The sequence below is a fragment of the Sphingomonas sp. GW821-FHT09E03 genome (assembly GCF_059416225.1).
Map to the genome: position 1 here is coordinate 322,215 of NZ_JBWKOS010000001.1, position 22,496 is coordinate 344,710.

Below are 22,496 nucleotides of genomic sequence, written 5' to 3' on the forward strand. Positions count from 1 at the left end.
AGTTGTTTACCTGCTGGTCTATCTTCCATTCGTTGGCGTGACGTCGGGGCGGCGAGCTTGTTAATATTGGAAATAGCAGACCTTATCCTTATTCTTAGGTCATGGGAAATTCCTGTTGAGCCTTCTGAGATGTTGACGAACGCAGTCGCTAAGTCATGAAATACTGCAATTGGAATGTCCGAGCCGCCTGTTAGTACATGCTTTTTAAGTTCACCCAAAGCGCCTTCCGCCTTCGTGCATTCCGCTATGACATCAAGTTGTGATAAGCGGAAGCTAAGTCCAGTTATGGCGTCCCGTTGAGCGTCGGCAACTGTCCTGATACTGCGAATTTGCCACAGCGTAATTCCAAAGCCGATGATGGCCAGTAGAAGCCCTGCTAGTCCAACAAGCTGGTTAAGCAGGGCTCCATTTGGAGAGGCGGCTAGCTGAGCAAGGTCGCGCAGAGTTTAAATCCTTTTACGATACTACTGGAGCGTTACTCCGCCGCCACCCCAGCCGCCGAGAACATATCCCCGCTCTCGCGCAGTTCCTCGTTCGCCGGCTTGATCACCTTGGCCTTCTGGCGCTGGTCGAACGACGACCAGACGTCGTTCCACTGGCCCTTAGTCGCGGCCTTGGAATATTCGGTGGCGCGCTGTTCGAAGAAATTGGCGTGCTCGACGCCGTTGAGCATCGGCGCCAGCCAGGGCAGGGGGTGCTCGTCGATCATGTAGATCGGCTTGAGGCCCAATTGCCCCATCCGCCAGTCGGCGATGTAGCGGATGTACTTCTTGATCTCCTTGGGGGTCATGCCGTTGACCGGGCCCATCTCGAACGCGAGGTCGATGAAATTGTCCTCGAGGCGGATCGTCGTCTGGCAGACGTCGGCGATGTCGTCCTTCACCGCCTTGGTGAGGCACTGGCGCTCGTGGCAGAAGGTGTGGAACATCTTGATGATGCCCTCGCAATGCAGGCTCTCGTCGCGGATCGACCAGGTGACGATCTGGCCCATGCCCTTCATCTTGTTGAAGCGCGGGAAGTTCATCAGCATCGCGAAGCTGGCGAAGAGCTGGACGCCCTCGGTGAAGCCGCCGAACATCGCCAGCGTGCGGGCAATGTCTTGATCATTGTCGACGCCGAAGTTCTGCATGTAATCATGCTTTTCCTTCATCTCGGCATATTCGAGGAAGGCGCCATATTCGCTCTCGGGCATGCCGATGGTGTCGAGCAGGTGGCTGTAGGCGGCGATGTGCACCGTCTCCATGTTGCTGAACGCGGTCAGCATCATCTTGACCTCGGTCGGCTTGAACACGCGGCCGTATTTCTCGTGGTAGCAATCCTGCACCTCGACATCGGCCTGGGTGAAGAAGCGGAAGATCTGGGTGAGCAGGTTGCGCTCGTGATCCGACAGCTTCTGCGCCCAGTCGCGGCAATCCTCGCCGAGCGGCACTTCCTCCGGCAGCCAGTGGAGCTGCTGCTGGCGCTTCCAGAATTCGAACGCCCAGGGATATTCGAACGGCTTATACTGCTTGCGGGCTTCGAGGAGGGACATGGGGTTACTCCGGGGACTTACAGGGTGATGGGGGTGATGGTGGCGGCCGGCACCAGCCCGAAGGCGAGCGCGGCGAAGACGAGGAGGATGACCGGGCCGCCGGCCATCATGACGCGGGCGACCTTGCGCAGCGACTGCGGCGACTTGTCCGAGGTGCCGACGAACCGCTCGGCGTTGGCGGCGATATAGGCGCCCATGCCGACCTCGCTGACACAGAGGAAGACGCCGACGACGAGAAGGATGCCGCCGTTGGTCATGATTCGATGCTCCATTGCTGCAGGGCGGCGGCGGAAAAGCCGAGCACCACGCCGGCAGCGAGCGCCATGATCCCGACCATGCGGTAGACATAGACGCGCGCCGGCGCCTGGGGGCGGCGCAGCTCGAGCAGCAGCCACGCCCCGGCGAGGGTGAAGACCGCGGCGACCGCGGCCATGATCGCGACCTGGAGCGTCATCACGCCGCCTTCGCCCACGATGTTGACGCGCCGCGACCGGGCGATGCATCCATTCGGGCGCGGGCTCGTTTCACCCCCGACCCCATCACAGGAGACATAGCATGCACGATCACAGCGCCATCAAGGAGCATATGAAGGTTATCGGCGCCGACGGCGTCCATGTCGGCACCGTCGATCATCTCGACGGCGAGCGCATCAAGCTCACCAAGAACGACAGCCCGTCGACCGAAGACGGCCAGGGCGGCAAGCACCACTACCTCCCGGCCGGCCTGGTCGCTGAAGTCGAGGGCGACACCGTGCGCCTCTCGGCCACCGCGCAGAACGCCGTGGACATGTTCGAAGAAGCGGAGTGATCCGCTCCTCCCTCTCCCCTGGTGGGGGAGGGAGCGACCCGCGGCCGCCGGCCGGGGTAGAGTGAGGGGGCTGCCGGTCATCGGCAGCCCTTTTGCGTTGGGGACGGTCACGGTGATGGCGGCGTTGCCACCAGCGCGCGCGCGGATGACGGAGCCGGCGGGCAGTTGCCGTCGCGTGGCCATTCTTCCCAACCTCCCCTCATCCTTCCGCCGCGGCGCGGCTCCCGCCCTCTCCCGGAAGGGAGAGGGGCCGGGGCCTCATCTTACTGGCAGGCCAGGCACTCGTCGTAATCGGTGCTCTCGCCCATCGCGAAGCTCGGCGCGGCGAGGGTGTTATCGGCCTCGACACCACCCTGGCCCTCTGAGCCGGCGAAACCGGCGCGCTGGACCGACTTCGACCGCAGGTAATAGAGCGACTTGATGCCGAGCTCCCAGGCGCGGAAGTGGAGCATCAGCAGGTCCCATTTCTCGACATCGGCGGGGATGAACAGGTTGAGCGACTGCGCCTGGTCGATGAACGGGGTGCGATCGCCGGCGAGCTCGAGCAGCCAGCGCTGGTCGATCTCGAAGCTGGTCTTGTAGCAATCCTTTTCCTCGGCCGAGAGGACGTCGAGGTGCTGGACCGAGCCGCCCTGCTCGAGGATCGAGTTCCACACCGCATCCGAGTTCTTGCTCTTCTCGTTGAGCAGCTTCTCGAGATACGGGTTCTTGACCGAGAAGCTGCCCGACAGCGTCTTGTGAGTGTAGATGTTGGCGGGGATCGGCTCGATGCACGCCGAGGTGCCGCCGCAGATGATCGAGATCGACGCGGTCGGCGCGATCGCCATCTTGCAGCTGAACCGCTCCATCGCGCCGACGTCGGCGGCATCGGGGCACGGCCCGCGCTCGGCGGCGAGCGTCATCGACGCCTGGTTGGCCTGCGCGCTGATGTGCTTGAACATCCTGAGGTTCCACGACTTGGCCATCGCGCCCTCGAACGGCAGCCCGCGCGCCTGGAGGAAGGAGTGGAAGCCCATCACGCCGAGGCCCACCGAGCGCTCGCGGCCAGCGGAGTAAGCGGCGCGCTCCATGCCCGGCTCGTGGCGATCGATATAATCCTGGAGGACATTGTCGAGGAAGCGCATCACGTCCTCGATGAACAGCTTGTCGTCCTTCCACTGATCCCAGGTCTCGAGGTTGAGCGATGACAGGCAGCAGACCGCGGTGCGATCGTTGCCGAGATGATCGCGCCCCGTCGGCAGGGTGATTTCGGAGCAGAGGTTGGAGGTCGACACCTTGAGGCCGAGCTCGCGATGGTGCGCCGGCATCGCCTTGTTCACGTGATCGGCGAAGACGATGTAGGGCTCGCCGGTCTGCAGGCGGGTCTCGACGAGCTTCTGGAACAGCGAGCGCGCGTCGAGCGTGGCGCGGACCGCGCCGTCCTTGGGGCTGAGCAGGTTCCACTCGGCGCCATCGCGGACGGCCTCCATAAAGGCATCGGTGAGCAGCACGCCGTGGTGGAGGTTCAAGGCCTTGCGGTTGAAGTCGCCGCTGGGTTTGCGGATCTCGAGGAATTCCTCGATCTCGGGGTGCGAGATGTCGAGATAACAGGCTGCCGACCCGCGGCGCAGCGAACCCTGGCTGATCGCGAGCGTCAGGCTGTCCATGACCCGGACAAAGGGGATGATGCCGCTGGTCTTGCCGTTGAGCCCGACCGGCTCGCCGATGCCGCGGACGTTGCCCCAATAGGTGCCGATGCCGCCGCCGCGCGAGGCGAGCCAGACATTCTCGTTCCAGGTGTCGACGATGCCGTTGAGGCTGTCGGGCACCGAATTGAGGTAGCAGGAGATCGGCAGGCCGCGGCCGGTGCCGCCGTTCGACAGCACCGGGGTCGCCGGCATGAACCAAAGCTTTGAAATATAGTCATAAAGCCGCTGCGCGTGGGCGGCGTTGTCGGCGTAGGCGGAGGCGACGCGGACGAAGAGGTCCTGATAGTTCTCGCCAGGCAGCAAATAGCGATCGTTGAGCGTATCCTTGCCGAAATCGGTGAGCAGCGCGTCGCGGCTGTGATCAACCTCGACCGGATAGGGCTGCGGGCGGATTGCCTTGCTGTCATGCTCGGGCGCGGCGGCGGTGGAGGCGGGCGCCGCGGAGGCGTCGATCGTATCAGTGTTCATGGCGCTGTCCTGCATATCCCTGAAATCCATCGAAACGCTCCACTTCGTTCCCGGTCCGTTCGAATCGGCGGCGGGCCCGATGCTACCATTGGTGCAGAACAAAATGCGAACATTTTCAGCGCCATGCGCGCATCGTTCGCTGCCGCGCCACCGGGGTGCAGCCTGTTCTTACCAGCAGTAGGGCTCACTCCCGAGTTCTACCGCTACAAATTGTGGCAAAGCCGCGCGGGCCGCAAGAAGTTAATGCGACTGGGCAGGTGCCGGGCAGGGGTGACGCCGACCCAGGCCGCGCAGCACGCCGGGCGACGCGCGGACTTCTGCGGCTTACGCGATCCGCAAGAGAACGGGGCGGGAACGAAAATATTTTGTGGCGGTCGCGACGACCGGCGTCGCGGCCACCAGCGGCTGGGGGTGGCGATCAGCTGACGAGCACGTCCTTGTCCGGCTCCCAGTTCACCAGCTTGCCGATATGCTCCTCGAACTTGCGATGACCCAGGGCCGATAGCCGGATCGACATATCCTGCGCGGCGCGATCGTCGCCTTCGACCTCGAGCAGCTCCTCGGCGCGCAAGGCCTGGACCCAGCGCAACAGGCTGGCGGTGGTGAGGCCGGTTTCGGCAGCGAGATCGGCCACGGTCAGCACCGTGCCCTCGGCCTCGGCGACATAGGCGAGGCTGATCATGTCCCAGGCGTGATCGGTGAACAGCGGGCTTGAAAAGATCGCTCGGCGTTGGCGGCGGGCCGCGATCATGAAGCGAGTGGCGTGGAGCAGCTTGCCCGGATCGCGCCGCGGCACCGGCGCCGCGCTTTCGCGGATCGACAGCGTGAAGCGGCGCTCGCCATTCTCCCCCGCCGTCTCCTCGCCGCGGCTGAAGATCCAGATGTGCGACATGTCACGGCGGATCAGTCGCTTGACCGTGGCGAAGGCGACACCCTGATCGACCAGCCGCACGAACAACGAGGTGCATTTGACGTGATCGGCAGGCGCGGTGAGGATCAGCATAGGGGTGCCGATCAGGCGATCGGGCGTATCGCGCATCATCGCGCAAAAGGATGGGTCCACTCGAACGATCGTCCCGCGACTGTCGATCTCGACCCGCGACGTCTTGTCCATTTCAGCCCTCACTTGCCAACCTGTCGTGCCCACCGACGACGCCGAGGTCGGTGAGCGATTGTCGAGGCCACTCCCATGGCTGCAACAAGGGAATACCAGAATCCAAATTGGATCAAGTACCGATCTGCAATTCATCGCCGATTAAGACGAACTTAGACGGCATTTGACAATCGCGGGAGCATGCTGCCGGCGTCGCCGGAATCGGGTTCAGCTGGCCCGGCGCATGATCCGGCCGGGTTGCTGATTGAGGCGCTCGAGATTGAAGCCCTCCGCAAACTCCAGCCCCGCGCGGCCGCCCGCCGCCCAGGCGATCCGCGCCGAGAACATCTGGTTCTCGAGCAGCTCGATCTGGACGTCGAGCCCGGCGGCATTACCGTCGATCGCGATGCCGTCGATCATCGCGCCGGTTGCCGAAATGTCGCGAATGCGCACGTCGCCCTCGGCGTCACCGATCGTGATCCGCGCCGAGCGCAGCATCTTGGTGCGCGGCGCGCGGCTGATCTTGTGGCCGGTGGCGGCCACGGTGCCATCCCCGCCGAGCTGCGCGGCGACGGCCTCGGCGCGAATGCCGCGGCCATAGACGAAGCCTTGGATATGGCTGCACCCCAGCGCGCGAACCAGATCGATCTCGTCCTGGATCTCGACGCCTTCGGCGGTAGTCTCCATATCGAGCGTATCGGCGAGGGTGACGATCGCCTTGATGATCGCGGCGTTGCGGTTGCCTGGCTGGGCGGCACCGCGCACGAAGGACTGGTCGATCTTGATCTTGTCGAACGGCGCGGTGCGCAGATAGCCGAGGCTGGAATAGCCGGTGCCGAAATCGTCGAGCGCGAGGCGGACGCCGATGCCCTTAAGCGCCTTGAACATCGCGTCGGATGATTGCGTCTCGTCGAGGAACACACCCTCGGTGATCTCGAGCTCCAGCCGGCGTGGCGGCAGGCCGGCGCTGGCGAGCGCCGACGTGACCAGCGCCGGCAGCGCCGGATTGGCGAACTGGATCGGCGAGACGTTGACCGCGACCCGCACCGCGCGCGGCCAGCTCGCCGCCTCGTGGCACGCGGTGCGCAGGGCCCATTCGCCGAGCGCCTCGATCATCCCGCATTCCTCGGCGACCGGGATGAAATCGGATGGCGATACGGGGCCCCGCGTCGGATGATCCCAGCGCAGCAGCGCCTCATAGCCGACGATCTCGGTATCGCGGGTGGAGACCACCGGCTGGTAGACGAGATGGAAGCTGCCATCCGCGAGCGCGGTGCGGATGTCGTCTTCCAACTGCTTGCGGCTCTTGGCGCCGGCGAGCATCTCGTCCGAGAAGAAGCAATGGACGCCGCGCCCCTCGGCCTTGGCGGCGTAGAGCGCGAGATCGGCGTTGCGGATCAGCGTCTCCGCATCCTCGCCGTGGCGCGGCGCGATGGCGATGCCGATCGAGCAGCCGATCGAGACCGAGGCGCCGCTGACGAAATAGGGCTGCGATAGCGAGGCGATGAGGTCGCGGGCGAGGGTTGACAGCGTATCGCGCGCGTCGATCCCGGGGAGCAGCACCTGGAATTCGTCGCCGCCGATCCGCCCGACCAGCCCCGTCTCGCCGACGCCGCGCTGGAGCCGCTGGGCGACCTGCTTGAGCAAGGCATCGCCGGCCTGGTGGCCGAGCGTATCGTTGACCGCCTTGAAGCGATCGAGATCGAGCAGGAACAGGCTCGCCGGGCGATAGGGACCGACCTGGTGGAGCAGCGTCTTGTCGAGGCTGATCCGCATGCGCTGGCGGTTGGCGAGGCCAGTAAGGCTGTCGAACAGCGCCAGGCGGGTGATTTCGGCTTCGGACTTGCGCTTTTCGGTGAGATCGGTGCCCGAACCGATGAAGCCCTGGAAGCGGCCGAGATCGTCGACCACCGGGCGGCCGGAAATCGACCACCAGCGTTCGGTGTCCGCATCACAGGCGGCGCATACCGAATAATCGTGGAACGAGGTGCGCGATGACATGTGGAAGGCCAGCGTACGCTCGGTGCCCGGCGCAGCGCTGTCCATGCGGAAGATGTCGGTGATCGTCCGGCCAAGCGGATGCGGGCCGGTCTGGGCGAGCTCGGCGGCGACCTTGGCGGAGAGATAGGTGAGGCGGCCCTGGCGATCGGCCTCCCAGAACCAGCCGGTGCCCTGGCCCTCGAATTCGGCGATCATCTTGGCGGCGAGCTTGCCGTCGCTCGTCTCGCGGTTGCGGATCATCACCGCGCCGATGTCGTGGCGGGCGAGGCGCAGGGTCGCGACGGCGAGCCCAAGGAAGAAGAATAGGGCGATGCTGCTCGGCAGCCAACCGTTGGACAGGATGGCGAGCATGATCACCAGCCCGAGCGCGAAGCCAAGCGTGGCGGCTCGGACCTGGTGGATGGTCAGCGAAGTGATGCCGATCGCGCCGGCGACGGCCACGAAGCAGCCGAGCTGGGTGGGGCCCATGGCGAAGCGGGTCGACGCCCACAGCAACGACAGCAGTGCCGCGGCAATGCCGGTGGCGCAGAGCGCCAGCCCGCGGGTGCGGTCGTGCGCGGGCCAGTGGCGCGCTGCGGGGAGGACGAGGAAGCCGTAGGCGGTAGCGGACAAGGCGACGAGAAAGCCGACATGGATCGCCATCGCCCCGGCAAAGCCGCCCATCCCGCCGGCAATCGCCGAACCGACCAGCACCGCGCAGGCAATCGCCTGCGCCGCCATCGCGAACGGCCACATGCCCCCGGCAGCGTCGAGCCGCACCGCATGCGCATGGGCGACTTCCTCGGCGATCTCGTGGCGGAGGCCGAGCAGCCGCGCCATGCCCATTCCCGCAGCGGGGTCGGTATCCAGGTGATCGGCAGCGGCAGGCATGGCGCGGACGGTAGCGACGGTATGATTGCTAAAATGGTTCAATCTCGTGGTTAATGAACCATGAAATCTGCAGTGCCATGTCAGTGGCGAGCGCGGGCGTAGCCAGGCGACGATCGCCATCGCCGGAGAGAGGTGATCAGCCAATCATCGGTGGCGCCCGTCCTACGCATCCGGCGCCGGCCACAGCGGCGTTGATGCTGGCGATCGATCAAGCTTGGCGTAGGCGACCATCCGCTTACGCAGCTTAAAGAAATTTGATGTCTCAAATACTGCTTGATGCATCTTGGTAAAAGCATGGCGAGCGCAAACCGCTAGTTGTTCACCGGCGGCGGGTGCGGCGTGGCGGTTTGGCCGATCACAAGCGAGATCCCGCGGCGGCAGCCGCAGGCTCTATCGCTCAGCTGGACGTCGACATGGAGCTATGCGCCGGGACTGCTGGATGGCGTCGCCCGGCAGGGCAGGGTGGAAGAGGGCTAACCGACCCTTACCGGACGAACGCCGGCGCTACCGTAGTCCGCCACGTCGGCGTTAAGCATGTCCCGCCGGTGGCAGGGTTGGCGGTCCGCGGCCTGCTGCGGTAGAGGCGCTCGGCAAAGGAGTCCGTCGCTTGTCCACCGTCATCATCCGCGAAGCCGATCTGATCGAAAGCGTCGCCGACGCGCTGCAGTTCATCAGCTACTATCATCCGATGGATTACATCCGTGCACTCGGCACCGCGTATCAGGCCGAGCAGAGCCCGGCGGCGAAGGACGCGATCGCGCAGATCCTCACCAACAGCCGGATGTGCGCCGAGGGGCATCGGCCGATTTGCCAGGACACCGGCATCGTCACCATATTCATCAAATGGGGCCAGGATTGCCGGTTCGCGGACGGCAGCCGCAGCCTGCAGGAGGTCGTCGACGAGGGCGTGCGCCGCGCCTATCTGCATCCGGAAAACAAGCTGCGCGCCTCGATCCTCGCCGATCCGGCGTTTACCCGCCGCAATACCCGCGACAACACGCCGAGCGTGCTCCACGTCGAGATGGTGCCGGGCACCACGGTGTCGATCGATGTCGCGGCCAAAGGCGGCGGCTCGGAGAACAAGTCCAAGTTCAAGATGATGAACCCGAGCGACTCGATCGTCGACTGGGTGCTCGAGATGATCCCGCAGATGGGCGCGGGCTGGTGCCCGCCGGGCATGCTCGGCATCGGCATCGGCGGCACCGCGGAAAAGGCGATGCTGCTCGCCAAGGAATCGCTGATGGGCCCGATCGACATGGCGCAGCTGAAGCAGCGCGGCCCGAAGAACGACCTGGAGGCGTTGCGCATCGAGATCTTCGACAAGGTCAATGCGCTGGGCATCGGTGCGCAGGGGCTCGGCGGACTCTCCACCATTCTCGACGTCAAGATCGTCGACTGGCCGACCCATGCCGCCTCCAAACCGGTGGCGATGATCCCCAATTGCGCCGCGACCCGGCATGCGCATTTCGCCTTGGATGGCTCCGGCCCGGCCTATCTCGAGGCGCCGCGGCTCGAGGAATGGCCCGACGTAAATTGGACACCCGACAAGGCGGCGATTCGGGTCGATCTCGACACGCTGACGCCCGAGGTGGTGCAGGGCTGGAAGCATGGCGACCGGCTGCTGCTGAACGGCAAGATGCTCACCGGGCGCGATGCGGCGCACAAGCGCATCGCCGACATGCTCGCGCGTGGCGAAGAGCTGCCGGTCGAGTTCAAGGGCCGGGTGATCTATTATGTCGGGCCGGTCGATCCGGTCGGCGAGGAAGTGGTCGGGCCGGCGGGGCCGACCACGGCGACGCGGATGGACAAGTTCACGCGGATGATGCTCGACCAGGGGCTGCTGGCGATGGTCGGCAAGGCCGAGCGCGGGCCGGCGGCGACCGAGGCGATCGCCGAGGCGAAGTCCGCCTATCTGATGGCGGTGGGCGGCGCCGCCTATCTGGTCGCGCGCGCGATCAAGGGCAGCCGCGTGGTCGGCTTTGCCGATCTCGGCATGGAGGCGATCTACGAATTCGAGGTGAGCGACTTCCCGGTGACGGTGGCGGTGGATGCCGCGGGGCAGAACGTACACCAGCTCGCGCCGCTGGTGTGGCGCGAGAAGATCGCGCGGGAAGGCTTGCTGGTCGGGGCGTGACCCCGGCCGGTTGCCGTCGCTGGAGCTATCGAGCGGCGGCGCCAGCGCCAGATATGAAAAGAGGTTGCCGAGCGCCTGTCGGCAGCTCGACAACCCCCTAACATGGTCAGCGGCCGGAGAGCTCCAGCCCGGAGGACCATGCGGACCGCTTGTCCTGTGAGTTCACGCGTTGATTGAGGGAAGATACCCTCCGCGCCAACCCGGCGGACTTAGCGGCGCGTCCCCCGAACGAACTGAACCGACCCCACTGCTGAACCATGAGACATCGGATCACCTCCTTTCGCTTGTTGATAGCCAATCGTGATCGATCCCGATCACAAGAGGTAATGTGAGTTAGGGATGATCAACATACAAGACTTGAAATGCAGATGATTTTGGCCGAGCTTCGTCCGCTCGCGCCGCACCCCCTGTGAGCGTCAGCGGCAGTCCTCGGTGACGCGCTCGATCTCCGCCCAGGCTGGGATCACCAGTGCCGGTAGCCCAGCCTGTTCGACGATGAACCGTCCGCGGCTGAACCCAATCGCGTCGAGCAAGGAATCATTGGCGGCGAGCGCGGCCGTGACGGTGGGTGGCGTGGCGCCGCCGGGTTGGATCGGTAGCGCGCGGGTGACGCTGGTGGTGCGGATGGTCAGCGGCGTCGCGTTGGTGCCGGGGCGTGACAGCAAAATCCGTTGCGCCGCGCGATCGCAGCGCAGGGTGAGGACGGGGTCGGCACCGGCGAGCCCGAACGCGGCGACGCTGCCGCGATCATCCGGGCGATAGCGCCAGACGCCGGGCGTCAGCGGCCAGTCGCGCCAGTCGCTCGATGCCGGCGCCGGGCGCGAAGCGGCGGGGGGCGGCGCCTGCGGACGCGGCGGCGGCGGCGCGGGCTGCGGCGCGGAGGGAACGCACCCGGCGACCGCGAGCAGCGGGACCAGGAACAGGGCGAAACGGGAGGGGCTGGCGCGCATGGCGTCGCTTATGGGGGATGGATCGATGCCTCTTCAACCCGCCGCGGGCGGAACCGGCGCGGGCGCCGGGCGGTTCACCGGCACAACCAGGAGACATCCATGACCACCGCCGCCATCCCCACCCAGCTGCTGATCCAGGCGAATGTCGCCCACACCACCAAGGTGGAGAGCCGTGACGGCGACGCGGTCGGCAGCGTCTTTGCCTTCATGGTCCACAAGGGCACCGGCCGGGTGACCCATGCGGTCCTCAGCCTCGGCGGCTTCCTCGGCATGGGCAAGAGCTTCTACCCGCTGCCGTTCGCGCTGCTCCAGTTCGATCCGGTCCGCGACCTCTATGTGGTGACGATCGACCGGCGCGTGCTCGAGGGCGGCCCGAGTTGGGCCAACAACTCGCCAACCTTCGACCAGGCCTATGCCGACCGCGTGGCGAGCTATTACGGCGTGGGCACGGAGGATCTTGCGGCCGGCTAGGCGGCGCGAGGGACTATGCGGTTGAGGGCTTCGGCCTCGCCGCGTTCCACCTCTTCCATATCATAGCTATTCTGCAGCCGCAGGAAGAACCCGTCCGACGTGCCAAAATAGCGAGTCAGTCGTGCGTCAAGCGCAGCGTCGATACTGCGGCGGCTGGCAATTACCTCTGCCAACACGGCGATTTCGATCCCCGTTCCTTCGGCTACTTCAATAAGCGGGATTTCGGAGCCAATTTGGAAATCCTCGCGCAGGATGTCACCCGGATGAACATTGTTCAGCCGATCCTCACCCGCGATGGTAATCCTCGATCCGGACATCGTCCGCGCCTCCATTCGACCAGCCGAAGGTGATCCGCCACTGGTCGTTGATCCTTATGCTATATCGTGGAGGGGTGAAGCCTTTCAACTGCTCCAGTCGGTTTCCCGGCGGTCGGGCGAGATCATCCAACCGCTCAGCCGCATCAAGCTGGCGAAGCTTACGGCGAGCGGGCTGCTGAATATCCGTGGCGACATGCCGGCTGCGCTGGCCAAGCCAAATGCGCTCAGTCTCTTTTTCAGCAAAACCCCTGATCATCATCGCTTCCGACGTTTAGGCATAGCAGAAGCTATAATGTCAGAGGCTTTGAATTGCTGGCAACCGCCTACCGCGATCGGCGCCCGCCCATTCGCATCTTCTGTTCCTTGCCATAGCGGGTCTTGCGGGTGCCGGGCTTGCCTTCGTTGCTGCGGCCCATGATCGGCGCCTTATGCTCTTCCACCGGCAGGCCGAGCTCCTCGTTCTCGAGCTGGCGGATCTCGTCGCGCAACCGGCCGGCGGTTTCGAACTCGAGGTCGCTGGCGGCCTTGCGCATCTGCTTTTCGAGATCCTCGATATACGCGCGCAGGTTGTGGCCGACCATGTGCGGGCGTTCGTCGTCGATCGGGATGGTGACCTGATCGCCCTGGCTGACATGCGCGATGATGTCGCCGATGTTGCGGCGGATCGTGGTCGGCGTGATGCCGTGCTCGCGGTTATATTCCTCCTGCTTCTCGCGGCGCCGCGCGGTCTCGTTCATCGCGCGCTCCATCGAGCCGGTGATGCGATCGGCGTAGAGGATCACGCGGCCGTCGACGTTACGCGCGGCGCGGCCGATGGTCTGGATCAGCGACGTTTCCGAGCGTAGGAAGCCTTCCTTGTCGGCATCGAGAATCGCGACCAGCCCGCATTCGGGAATGTCGAGGCCCTCGCGCAGCAGGTTGATGCCGATCAGCACGTCATAGACGCCGAGGCGCAGGTCGCGGATCAGCTCGATGCGCTCGAGCGTCTCGACGTCCGAATGCATGTAGCGGACCTTGATCCCGGCCTCGTGCATATATTCGGTGAGGTCCTCGCTCATCCGCTTGGTGAGCGTGGTCACCAGCGTACGATAGCCCGCCGCCGTAGTCTTGTGGCATTCCTGGATCAGATCCTGGACCTGCTCCTCGACCGGCTTGATCTCGACCGGCGGATCGATGAGGCCGGTGGGGCGGATGACCTGTTCGGCGAACACGCCGCCGGCCTGTTCCATCTCCCAGCTGCCCGGCGTTGCCGAGACGCTGACCGTCTGCGGGCGCATCGCATCCCATTCGTTGAAACGCAGCGGCCGGTTGTCGATGCAGCTCGGCAGGCGGAAGCCATATTCGGCGAGCGTGATCTTGCGGCGGTGATCGCCGCGCGCCATCGCGCCGATCTGCGGCACCGTCTGGTGGCTCTCGTCGACGAACAATAGCGCGTTCTCGGGGAGATATTCGAACAGCGTGGGGGGCGGCTCGCCGGGCAGGCGACCGGTCAGGAAGCGGCTGTAATTCTCGATGCCCGCGCAGCTGCCCGTCGCTGCGATCATCTCGAGATCGAAGTTGGTGCGCTGCTCGAGCCGCTGGGCCTCGAGCAACTTGCCCTCGGTGACCAGCTCCTTGAGCCGTTCGGCAAGCTCGTGCTTGATCGCATCGCCGGCCTGCTTGAGCGTCGGCCCCGGCGTGACATAATGGCTGTTGGCGTAGATGCGCACCGAGTTGAGGCTCGCGACCTTCTTGCCGGTGAGCGGATCGAATTCGGTGATGTCCTCGATATCGTCGCCGAAGAAGGAGATGCGCCAGGCGCTGTCCTCATAATGCGACGGGAAGATCTCGAGCGTGTCGCCCTTCACGCGAAAGTTGCCGCGCTGGAAGGCGGCATCGTTGCGCTTATACTGGAGCGCGACGAGCTTGCGCACGATCTCGCGCTGATCGACGGTGGTGTTCTTCTTGAGATCGAAGATCATCGCCGAATAGGTTTCGACCGAGCCGATGCCGTACAGGCACGACACCGAGGCGACGATGATGACGTCGTCGCGCTCGAGCAGCGAGCGGGTCGCCGAATGGCGCATCCGGTCGATCGACTCGTTGGTCGACGATTCCTTCTCGATGTAGGTGTCCGACCGCGCGACATAGGCCTCGGGCTGGTAGTAATCGTAGTAACTGACGAAATATTCGACGGCATTGTCGGGGAAGAAGCTCTTGAACTCGCCGTAGAGCTGCGCCGCAAGGATCTTGTTGGGGGCGAGGATCAGCGCCGGGCGCTGCAGCTCCTCGATCACCTTGGCCATGGTGAAGGTCTTGCCCGAGCCGGTGACACCGAGCAGCACTTGATCCTTCTCGCCGGCGCGGGCGGTTTCCGTCAGTTCCTTGATCGCGGTCGGCTGGTCACCGCTCGCGGTATATTCGCTGACCAGCTTGAACGGCCGTGCCTCTTCGATCTTGGCGGGGCGCGCCGGGCGATGAGGGACGAAGGTATCGCCGGTTTCCGGCTCGGCGAGGCTGGTGCGGATCTGGATGGCCATATGGTGGAGATATGGGGTGGCGGTGGAACGGCGGCAACAACCCTGCGCCGGCTCCAATCCAGGTTGTCACTCCAGCGAAAGCTGGGATCTTCGGCGATGGCGCGGGGAAGGAGCCGCGTGAGACCCCAGCCTTCGCTGGGATGACGACGGTGGGAAAGGTGACGACGGGGAAAGGAGGATCACGAAGCCCCCAAGCGTTGCTTCGGTTGACCCATCGGCCGCGCACCCATATTGCGCATCGCTCGCAATCAGCCTCGACCCAGGCGATCCCGCGCCCCGCCGGCGCGGCTCAAGGAAGATACGCATGACCGACGTCCGCGCCCCCGCCCTGATCCCGGAGACCAAGGCGTTCCTCAACGCCAAAGTGCTGTGGGTGCGCCATTGGAACGACCGGCTGTTCTCGTTCGCGGTCGAGCGGCCGGCCAGCTTCCGTTTCCGCTCGGGCGAGTTCGTGATGATCGGGCTGCCGGGTGACGGCGAGGGCGCCAAGCCGATCATGCGCGCCTATTCGATCGCCAGCCCGCATTATGCCGAAGAGCTGGAATTCCTCTCGATCAAGGTGGAAGATGGCCCGCTGACATCGAAGCTGCAGCTGATCGAGCCGGGCGACGAGGTGTATCTCGGCAAGAAATCAACCGGCACGCTCGTCACCGACGCGCTGATCGGCGGCAAGCGGCTGTTCTTCTTCTCGACCGGCACGGGGCTCGCGCCGTTCCTCAGCCTGGCGCGCGACCCGGACGTCTATTCGATGTTCGACCAGATCATCCTTGTCCATTCGGTGCGGGTGGTGAGCGATCTTGCCTATCATGACGAGCTGCAGTCGCGGCTCGCCGAGGATCCTTTGGTCTCGGACGAGGCGCAGGCGCAGTTCCATTACGTGCCGACCGTGACCCGGGAGCCGTTCCGCACCACCGGGCGGATCGGCGACCTGATCGAGAGCGCGGCGCTGTTCGGCGACCCGGTGCAGGGCGCCAAGAAGCTCGATCCCGAGACCGATCGGATCATGCTGTGTGGCAGCATGGCGATGATCCGCGAGACGGCGGCGATGCTCGAGGGGATCGGCTTCACCGAGGGTTCCAACGCCAACCCTGGTCAGTTCGTGATTGAGCGCGCGTTCGTCGACTGAGCGCCGTCACGCCAACAATCGTCGGGACGACCGAATAACCATAGCGTGCAGGGCGACGTGCCGCGATAGCATGAAGCTTCTTGGTAAGGGGGCTGGCATGCGGACGTTGGTGATCGGGTTGATGATGGCGTCGGCAGCCGTGCCGGCGGCGGCGAAGACGGTGGCGGTTGAGGAGGTGTCGGTCGACCGGCTCGGCGCGATGATGGCAGCAGGCCAGGCCTCGAGCGTCGACATCACCCGCGCCTATCTGGCGCGGATCGCGGCGATGAACCGCCGGGGCCCGGGACTGCGCGCGGTGATCGCGGTCAATCCCGATGCGCTCGCGCAGGCCAAGGCGCTCGACGCAGAGCGAAAGGCCGGGCGGGTGCGCGGGCCGCTGCACGGCGTGCCGGTGCTGATCAAGGACAATATCGAAACAGCCGACCCGATGGCGACCACCGCGGGCAGCCTCGCGCTCAAGGACAATGTCACGCGCCGCGATGCCCCGGTGGTGGCGGCGCTGCGCGCGGCGGGCGCGGTGATCCTTGGCAAGACCAACCTGTCCGAATGGGCCAACATCCGCTCCAGCCATGCGATGAGCGGGTGGAGCGCGGTCGGCGGGCTGGTGAAGAACCCCTATGCGCTCGATCGCACCGCCTGCGGGTCGTCGTCCGGATCGGGCGCGGCGGTGGCAGCTAGCTTCGCGGCGGCGGCGGTGGGCACCGAGACCGACGGTTCGGTGGTATGCCCGTCGTCGATCAACGGGCTGGTCGGGCTCAAGCCGTCGATCGGGATGATCAGCCGCACCCGGGTGGTGCCGATCAGCCACAGCCAGGACACGCCGGGGCCGATGGCACGCAGCGTGCGCGACGTGGCGGTGCTGTTCTCGGCCATGGTGGCGGCCGATCCGGCCGATCCGGCGACCGCGGGCACGGTGACGCACGATTACGCGGCGGGGCTGTCGACCTCCGCCTTGTCCGGCATGCGAGTGGGGGTGATCCGGCCCGAGATGCCGGCGGCGGTGGCGGCGCGCTACGATGCGGCGCTGGCGGTGCTGCGGTCCGCGGGGGCGGTGCTGGTGGAGGTCAAGCAGCCCAAGCTCGAGGGGATCGGCGACGCCGAATTCATCGTGCTCAAGACCGAATTGAAGGCCGACATGAACGCCTATCTGGCGACGGCGCCGGCGGCGGTGACGGCGCGGACGCTCGACCAGCTAATCGCCTTCAACAAGGCGCATGCCGCCGAGGAGATGCCGTTCTTCGCGCAGGAGACATTTGAAGCGGCGGCCAAGACCCAAGGGCTCGACGATCCGGCGTATCAGGCGGCGCGGGCCACCTCGCTGCGGCTGGCGGGGCGCGACGGGATCGATGCGATGCTCAAGGCGGCGGGCGCGCAAGTGCTGGTGGAGCCGACCTATGCGGGGGCATGGCTAAGCGACCCGGTCTATGGCGATCAATATGACGGGCCGAGCTCGAGCGAGCTGCCGGCGATCGCGGGCTACCCCAACCTCACCGTGCCGATGGGGCTGGTGCAGGGGCTACCGGTGGGGCTGTCGTTCATCGCCACCAGGAACGGCGATGCGACGGTGCTCGGCGCGGGCTATGCGTATGAGCAGCGGGCGAAGGCGCGGGTGGCGCCGCGCTATCTGACGCAGGCCGATGTGGGGGCGGGGCTGGAGGGCGCGCGCTAGCCGGCGATTATCGGTACCGCGCCGCGACCCGCGCCTGCCACAGCATCACCAGCGGCACGACGCCGAGTTCCATCGCGAGGCCGAACAGATGGCCTCGCGATGGCACCCCGACGCTCGCCAGCGACACCAACCGAGACAGGCCGCCGCAGATCACCAGTGCGGCGAGCAGGCGGAAGCGCGGGCCCTGGCGCTCGATGTGGCGGATGCAGGTCGCAAAGGCGATGCCGACCGCGAAGAAGATGCCCGAGATGTAGCGGAAGTGGCTGTCGAGATCGCGCGGGATCACCGGCGGATGGCCGAGGAAACCGGGGCCGGTGAGGATGCTCTGGCCGCCGATCGTCAGCGGCACCAGGCAGGCGAGCGCGACGACGAGCTGGAGCAGGCGGCGTTCAAGCGTGGCGCTCACAGCAGCAGCTCCTTGCGGACGTGGTTCGACCGCAGCGACACCCGGACTTCAAAGATGAAGGCGGTGAGGCAGGCGATCAGCAGCGTTACCCCGACGATGAACACCACCGCGATCACCGTGCCGATCGCGAACTTGCCGATGTTCGCGATGAACAGCAGCGCGATCACGACGCATGCCATCACGGCGCTGGACACGGCGAGGAACAGCGCGGCATTGATGATCGTCATCCGCTCGTCGAGCAGCCGCAGCTCCCATTTGTAGCGGGCGCGCTCGTCTTCTTCGACGCGGGCGAGCAGCAGCTCGAGCGCGCGGGCCCGATCGATGACGCGGGCGAGCCGGCCGGCGAGGACGTTGAGCAACTGGCCGATTGCGGCGAGCATGAACACCGGAGCGAGCGACAGCTGGATGGTCTGGGCGATGTTGGTGACGGCAGGCAGGGTGGGCATGACGCGCATCATAGGTGGAAAGCGGGGGAGCGAAAGGCTCGATGCGGCACGGGCGGAGACAGCTCCACCGCTTGGTAACGCCTTGGCGCTAGGCCGCGCGGCGTGACCAAGCCGATGCTCCTTGCCGATTTCGTGCGGCTGCCGCCGGTGGCGCGCGCGAGCATCGCTGACGGCCTAGCGGCGGCGATCGACATCGTCGCCGAGCGGGCGCCCCCGAGCCACGCCTTCCTGCGTTACGGCTGGTATGCCGCCGCGCTCAGCGCCTATGGCGGCGCCGCGCGGACATTGCTGGTGGAGGAGGATGGCGAGCCGGTGCTGGCGCTGCCGTTCGTCGCTGCCGGGCCGCGCTGGCTCGGGTTGGCGGCGATCCCGGGAAGCTATTGGCCGTTTCGCAGCTTCCCGCTCGCCAGCGATGCCGCCGAGGCGAGCCTGCGGGTCGGGCTGGCGACGCTGGCGGCGAGCGTCAACGGGCTGCGGATCGGGCCGGTCTATGACGACGATCCCGCGGCAACGACGCTGATCGCAGCGGCGCGGGCGAGCGGCTGGACGGCGATCGACCGCTTCGTCGCCGACAGCTGGCGCCTCGACATGGCGGCGCTCGGGCGCGAGGGCGGGTGGCCGCGCGGCTCGACGCTGCGCAAGAACCGCTTTCATGAGAAGCACCTTGCCAGCCATGGCACGCCCGAGTGGCACTTCCTGTTCGGCGCCGACTGGCCGGCGGGCTTTGCGGCGCTGGGCGGGATCGAGCAGAAGAGCTGGATCGCATCGCGCACCGACGGCAGCGACGCCAAGTTCACCGCGACCGGGCACGGTGCGTTCTGGCAGGCCGCGGCGGGGGACCCGGCGATCGCCGCGATGCTCCACGCGGCGCTGCTGACGATCGACGGCGAGCCTGCAGCCTTTTCGTTCGACCTTGATGCCGGCACGCTCAAATACGCCATCGCCAACAGCTATGATCCGGCCTTTGCTAAGCATTCGCCCGGCAAGCTGCTCTATTACCGCAATCTCGTCGAGGCGCTCGGCCGCGGTGTCGCCATCGTCGACTGGGGCGCGGGCGACAGCGGCTACAAGCAGGTGATCGGCGCCGACCGTGGCCCGGCGATCCGTGACTGGCTGCTGTTGCGGCCCGGCTGGCCAGCGTGGGTCGGCCGACTGCTGCGCGGTCGCTGGCGGGCCTCGGGCCACCGGCCGGGCTGATCGGCGTGCACCCGGGCGGGCGGCTGCGGCGTTCCTTGCCCATGCTCGCCTTCCTCGACTTCGAAGCCTCCTCGCTCGCCAAGACCAGCTATCCGATCGAAGTCGCCTGGGTGTTCGAGGATGGCACCGCGGAATCGCACCTGATCCGGCCGGCGGAGGGTTGGACCGACTGGGATGCCAAGGCGGAGGCCATCCATCACATCCCGCGTGCGACGCTGCTCCGCGACGGTCGCCCGCACGATGAGGTGGCGCAGCGGATGGTGGCGGTGCTGAGCGGGCACGATCTGCTCGCGAGCGCGCCGTCGTGGGACGGCAAGTGGCTGAGCTATCTGCTCCGCGCCGCCGGGCTACCGCGGCACAGCCTGCGGCTGCGCGATACGGAGGAGGCGCAGGTGGAGGCGGCACGCGCGATCCTCGCCCCGGCGGTGCCGGCGGCGCAACTCGCCAGCGTCGTCGAGGAGGTGCTGACTCTCGCCGCGGTGCGCGACCGCGGCACGCCGGCGCATCGTGCCCAGGCCGATGCGGAGGAGGAGCGCCAGCGCTGGCTGGCGGTCACGCGCGCGGCGCGGGCCTGGCTGGGATGAAATATATCAACGGCAATGCCGATCGACATGCACCCAGTATTCGCACCATCATTGCCGCGCCGACGACGATAGTTGTAGAATCGGCAAGCGTTGCGGGAGACGGTCGATGGTCAAGGCGATGGTGGCGCTAATCTTTGTTGTGGGTGGCGGCAATGTCGCCGTGGCGCAAAGCGCGCCGGCTGTTTCTTCCGCGGTCACTGCCGATGCTTCGGCATCAGCAAACAAAACGATGGACTAGCCGGCAGACAAGGAGGTCTGTCGCAGCGACGCACCGCGCGGCTCCCGGATCACCAAGCGGAACGTGCCACTTGCAATGCGAATGGCGGTGATCGACCAGCAACGGCGCGAGGCGCTCGAGGCGGCCAAGCATGAAGGCTGTCGCAGCCGCTAGGCCTCGGGTCGGCGGCGTGCCGGCGCACGTACTTGCGCATGTTCGGGCGAATCAATCGCCAAGGTTGATCCACACCGGGGCATGATCGCTGGTCTTCTCCCAGCCGCGAACGTCGCGGTCGACGCCGGCGGCGGCGAGGCGCGGGGCGAGTGACGGGCTTAGCAGGAGATGGTCGATCCTCAGCCCCGCGTTGCGCCCATAGGCGTTCCGGAAATAGTCCCAGAAGGTGTAGATGGTCTCGTCTGGGTAAAGGTGGCGCAGCGCCTCGGTCCAGCCCTGGCCGACCAGCCGCGCGAAGGCGGCCCGGACCTCGGGGGCGAACAGGGCGTCGTCCTGCCAGCGTTCGGGTTTGTAGACGTCGCGCTCGGTCGGCATGACGTTGAAGTCGCCGAGCAGCAGCACCGGCATGCCGGTGGCGAGCAGGTCGGCGGCATGGGCGATCAGTGCCTCGAACCAGGCGAGTTTGTAATTGAACTTCGGCCCGGGACGGGGATTGCCGTTGGGCAGGTAAAGCCCGCCGATCAGCACGCCGTTGATCGCGGCCTCGATGTAGCGGCTCTGGGCGGGATCGGGATCGCCGGGCAGGCCGCGACGGGTCTCGACCGGCAGCCCGAACCGGCTCAGCAGCGCGACGCCATTCCAGCTCTTCTGGCCGTGCCAGATCGCCTGATAGCCGGCCGCCTCGATCGCGGCATGGGGGAATTTGTCGTCGGGGGCTTTCAGCTCCTGCAGCGCGACCACGTCCGGCCGGGTCTGCTCGAGCCAGCGCAGCAGCACCGCGAGCCGGCCGTTGACGCCGTTGACGTTGTAGGTCGCTATCCTCATTCCAGCGTTCAATGAGCCTGGGGGCGCTGCGTTCCGCCGTTCGCCGCCTATATGGGCACGATGGCCATCCAGCCCGATCTGTTTGCTCTCGATCCCGCGCCTGAGATGGCGCCGCTGCCGGGGTTGCGCTTGGCCGAGGATTTCGTCTCCGTTGCCGAGGAGGCGGCGTTGATCGGCGGGATCGAGGGCGTCGCGTTGGCGCCGTTCCGCTTTCAGGGGTGGCTCGGCAAACGGCTGACTGCGTCGTTCGGCTGGCATTATGATTTCGACTCCGCCCGGGTCGCCGAGGCCGAGCCGATCCCCGGCTGGCTGCTGCCGGTGCGCGACCGGGCAGCGGCGTTCGCGGGGCTCGCGGCGGACGAGCTCGTCCAGGCGCTGCTGATCCGCTACGATCCGGGCGCGGGGATTGGCTGGCATCGCGACCGGCAGGTGTTCGAGCATGTCGTCGGCATCTCGCTCGGGGTGGCGGCGCCGATGCGGTTCCGACGGCGGCTGGGCGACGGCGGCTTTGCCCGGCGGACGGTGGCGCTGCCGCCGCGATCGATCTACCATCTCGCCGGCGAGGCGCGGCACGGCTGGGAGCACAGCATCGCCGAGATGGAAGAAACGCGCTGGTCGGTGACGTTTCGCAGCCTCGCGGCGCGGTTCAAGGCCCAGGTGGCGCGGTAACAGTCATACTTCGCCCGGCCGAAACCGGCTCTCGTGGCCGAGCGTGCTGCGCTACCTCCCAGCTGTCGCTGGGATGACAAGGTGATAGGAAGCTGATGTGCGACATGGGCAGCTGGTCTCCCGGCTGCTATCCTGTGCGCATGGCAGAGATCATCAACCTGCGCCGTGCCCGTAAGGCTCGGGACCGGACCGCGGCCGACGTTCAAGCCGCCGCCAATCGCCAGCGGTTCGGCCGCACCAAGGCTGAGAAGCTTGCCGAGGCGCAGGAACAGGCGCGGACGGCGCGGATCGTCGATGGCGCGCGGCGGGAGTCATCCGACCCCGACTGAAAGGC

23 protein-coding genes are annotated in these 22,496 nt (G+C 66.2%); 10 read left to right on the forward strand and 13 right to left on the reverse strand.

The window, feature by feature from the left end; translation table 11 throughout:
- Window positions 1-475: 475 nt before the first annotated feature.
- The 3 genes from AC07M8_RS01690 to AC07M8_RS01700 are packed head-to-tail and all read right to left on the reverse strand — an operon-like array spanning window position 476 to window position 1,985.
- Window positions 476-1,531, reverse strand: coding sequence for a ribonucleotide-diphosphate reductase subunit beta (locus AC07M8_RS01690; protein WP_495172720.1), 1,056 nt, complete (start codon window positions 1,529-1,531; stop codon window positions 476-478).
- A 17-nt stretch (window positions 1,532-1,548) separates the two neighbouring features.
- Complete coding sequence (locus AC07M8_RS01695) at window positions 1,549-1,788, reverse strand: hypothetical protein (protein ID WP_495172721.1); 240 nt, start codon at window positions 1,786-1,788, stop codon at window positions 1,549-1,551.
- On the reverse strand, window positions 1,785-1,985 hold the full coding sequence (locus tag AC07M8_RS01700) for a hypothetical protein (RefSeq protein ID WP_495172722.1): 201 nt from the start codon (window positions 1,983-1,985) through the stop codon (window positions 1,785-1,787). The genes AC07M8_RS01695 and AC07M8_RS01700 overlap by 4 nt, the downstream gene beginning before the upstream one ends.
- Window positions 1,986-2,086: 101 nt before the next feature.
- Between AC07M8_RS01700 and AC07M8_RS01705 the strand changes: the two genes are divergently transcribed.
- Complete coding sequence (locus AC07M8_RS01705; protein WP_495172723.1) at window positions 2,087-2,338, forward strand: DUF2171 domain-containing protein; 252 nt, start codon at window positions 2,087-2,089, stop codon at window positions 2,336-2,338.
- Between the two features lie 263 nt (window positions 2,339-2,601).
- Here the strand turns inward: AC07M8_RS01705 and AC07M8_RS01710 are convergent, their stop codons facing one another.
- From AC07M8_RS01710 to AC07M8_RS01720, 3 genes are all read right to left on the reverse strand, one after another.
- The gene (locus AC07M8_RS01710) at window positions 2,602-4,524 is read right to left on the reverse strand and encodes a ribonucleoside-diphosphate reductase subunit alpha (protein WP_495172724.1); all 1,923 of its coding nucleotides are present in this window, start codon (window positions 4,522-4,524) and stop codon (window positions 2,602-2,604) included.
- A 388-nt stretch (window positions 4,525-4,912) separates the two neighbouring features.
- Window positions 4,913-5,608 carry a PAS domain-containing protein gene (locus AC07M8_RS01715; RefSeq protein ID WP_495172725.1) on the reverse strand — a complete coding sequence of 232 codons (696 nt, stop codon included), beginning with the start codon at window positions 5,606-5,608 and terminating at the stop codon, window positions 4,913-4,915.
- A 207-nt stretch (window positions 5,609-5,815) separates the two neighbouring features.
- Complete coding sequence (locus AC07M8_RS01720; protein WP_495172726.1) at window positions 5,816-8,458, reverse strand: EAL domain-containing protein; 2,643 nt, start codon at window positions 8,456-8,458, stop codon at window positions 5,816-5,818.
- A 607-nt stretch (window positions 8,459-9,065) separates the two neighbouring features.
- Here AC07M8_RS01720 and AC07M8_RS01725 point away from each other — a divergent pair.
- Window positions 9,066-10,592 (forward strand): fumarate hydratase, encoded by a 1,527-nt coding sequence (locus AC07M8_RS01725; protein ID WP_495172727.1) that lies wholly within the window; start codon window positions 9,066-9,068, stop codon window positions 10,590-10,592.
- Window positions 10,593-11,008: 416 nt separating this feature from the next.
- On the opposite strand, the gene AC07M8_RS01730 is transcribed toward AC07M8_RS01725, so the two are convergent.
- A complete protein-coding gene (locus AC07M8_RS01730; RefSeq protein WP_495172728.1) occupies window positions 11,009-11,542 on the reverse strand; it encodes a hypothetical protein in 534 nt (177 codons plus the stop codon).
- A 99-nt stretch (window positions 11,543-11,641) separates the two neighbouring features.
- On the opposite strand from AC07M8_RS01730, the gene AC07M8_RS01735 reads away from it, so the two are divergent.
- Window positions 11,642-12,013 (forward strand): PRC-barrel domain-containing protein, encoded by a 372-nt coding sequence (locus AC07M8_RS01735; RefSeq protein ID WP_495172729.1) that lies wholly within the window; start codon window positions 11,642-11,644, stop codon window positions 12,011-12,013.
- On the opposite strand, the gene AC07M8_RS01740 is transcribed toward AC07M8_RS01735, so the two are convergent.
- The 3 genes from AC07M8_RS01740 to uvrB all read right to left on the reverse strand — a co-directional run bounded on the left by AC07M8_RS01740 (window position 12,010) and on the right by uvrB (window position 14,849).
- Complete coding sequence (locus AC07M8_RS01740) at window positions 12,010-12,330, reverse strand: HigA family addiction module antitoxin (protein ID WP_495172730.1); 321 nt, start codon at window positions 12,328-12,330, stop codon at window positions 12,010-12,012. The two genes, AC07M8_RS01735 and AC07M8_RS01740, sit on opposite strands and share 4 nt — an antisense overlap.
- Window positions 12,299-12,586 carry a type II toxin-antitoxin system RelE/ParE family toxin gene (locus tag AC07M8_RS01745; RefSeq protein WP_495172731.1) on the reverse strand — a complete coding sequence of 96 codons (288 nt, stop codon included), beginning with the start codon at window positions 12,584-12,586 and terminating at the stop codon, window positions 12,299-12,301. The genes AC07M8_RS01740 and AC07M8_RS01745 overlap by 32 nt, the downstream gene beginning before the upstream one ends.
- 67 nt (window positions 12,587-12,653) lie before the next feature.
- A complete protein-coding gene (uvrB, locus tag AC07M8_RS01750) occupies window positions 12,654-14,849 on the reverse strand; it encodes an excinuclease ABC subunit UvrB (RefSeq protein WP_495172732.1) in 2,196 nt (731 codons plus the stop codon).
- Window positions 14,850-15,153: 304 nt separating this feature from the next.
- On the opposite strand from uvrB, the gene AC07M8_RS01755 reads away from it, so the two are divergent.
- Both AC07M8_RS01755 and AC07M8_RS01760 read left to right on the forward strand, forming a co-directional pair.
- Complete coding sequence (locus tag AC07M8_RS01755) at window positions 15,154-15,975, forward strand: ferredoxin--NADP reductase (RefSeq protein WP_495172733.1); 822 nt, start codon at window positions 15,154-15,156, stop codon at window positions 15,973-15,975.
- 97 nt (window positions 15,976-16,072) lie between these two features.
- Window positions 16,073-17,644, forward strand: a complete 1,572-nt coding sequence (locus tag AC07M8_RS01760) for an amidase (protein WP_495172734.1) — start codon at window positions 16,073-16,075, stop codon at window positions 17,642-17,644.
- Between the two features lie 7 nt (window positions 17,645-17,651).
- Here AC07M8_RS01760 and AC07M8_RS01765 read toward each other — a convergent pair whose 3' ends face one another.
- Both AC07M8_RS01765 and AC07M8_RS01770 read right to left on the reverse strand, forming a co-directional pair.
- A complete protein-coding gene (locus AC07M8_RS01765) occupies window positions 17,652-18,050 on the reverse strand; it encodes a DUF4345 domain-containing protein (protein ID WP_495172735.1) in 399 nt (132 codons plus the stop codon).
- Complete coding sequence (locus AC07M8_RS01770) at window positions 18,047-18,496, reverse strand: DUF2721 domain-containing protein (RefSeq protein ID WP_495172736.1); 450 nt, start codon at window positions 18,494-18,496, stop codon at window positions 18,047-18,049. Before AC07M8_RS01770 ends, AC07M8_RS01765 begins: the two co-directional genes overlap by 4 nt.
- Window positions 18,497-18,598: 102 nt before the next feature.
- Between AC07M8_RS01770 and AC07M8_RS01775 the strand changes: the two genes are divergently transcribed.
- The 3 genes from AC07M8_RS01775 to AC07M8_RS01785 all read left to right on the forward strand — a co-directional run bounded on the left by AC07M8_RS01775 (window position 18,599) and on the right by AC07M8_RS01785 (window position 20,515).
- Entirely contained in the window at window positions 18,599-19,693 is a 1,095-nt protein-coding gene (locus AC07M8_RS01775) for a GNAT family N-acetyltransferase (protein WP_495172737.1), read from the forward strand.
- Window positions 19,694-19,734: 41 nt separating this feature from the next.
- Window positions 19,735-20,277, forward strand: a complete 543-nt coding sequence (locus AC07M8_RS01780; protein ID WP_495172738.1) for a 3'-5' exonuclease — start codon at window positions 19,735-19,737, stop codon at window positions 20,275-20,277.
- Between the two features lie 106 nt (window positions 20,278-20,383).
- Window positions 20,384-20,515 carry a hypothetical protein gene (locus AC07M8_RS01785; RefSeq protein ID WP_495172739.1) on the forward strand — a complete coding sequence of 44 codons (132 nt, stop codon included), beginning with the start codon at window positions 20,384-20,386 and terminating at the stop codon, window positions 20,513-20,515.
- A 204-nt stretch (window positions 20,516-20,719) separates the two neighbouring features.
- Here AC07M8_RS01785 and xth read toward each other — a convergent pair whose 3' ends face one another.
- The gene (xth, locus tag AC07M8_RS01790; protein ID WP_495172740.1) at window positions 20,720-21,493 is read right to left on the reverse strand and encodes an exodeoxyribonuclease III; all 774 of its coding nucleotides are present in this window, start codon (window positions 21,491-21,493) and stop codon (window positions 20,720-20,722) included.
- A 60-nt stretch (window positions 21,494-21,553) separates the two neighbouring features.
- Here xth and AC07M8_RS01795 point away from each other — a divergent pair, with 60 nt between their 5' ends.
- Both AC07M8_RS01795 and AC07M8_RS01800 read left to right on the forward strand, forming a co-directional pair.
- Window positions 21,554-22,162, forward strand: coding sequence for an alpha-ketoglutarate-dependent dioxygenase AlkB (locus tag AC07M8_RS01795; RefSeq protein WP_495172741.1), 609 nt, complete (start codon window positions 21,554-21,556; stop codon window positions 22,160-22,162).
- A gap of 140 nt (window positions 22,163-22,302) precedes the next feature.
- Window positions 22,303-22,491, forward strand: a complete 189-nt coding sequence (locus AC07M8_RS01800; RefSeq protein WP_495172742.1) for a DUF4169 family protein — start codon at window positions 22,303-22,305, stop codon at window positions 22,489-22,491.
- Window positions 22,492-22,496 lie beyond the last annotated feature (5 nt).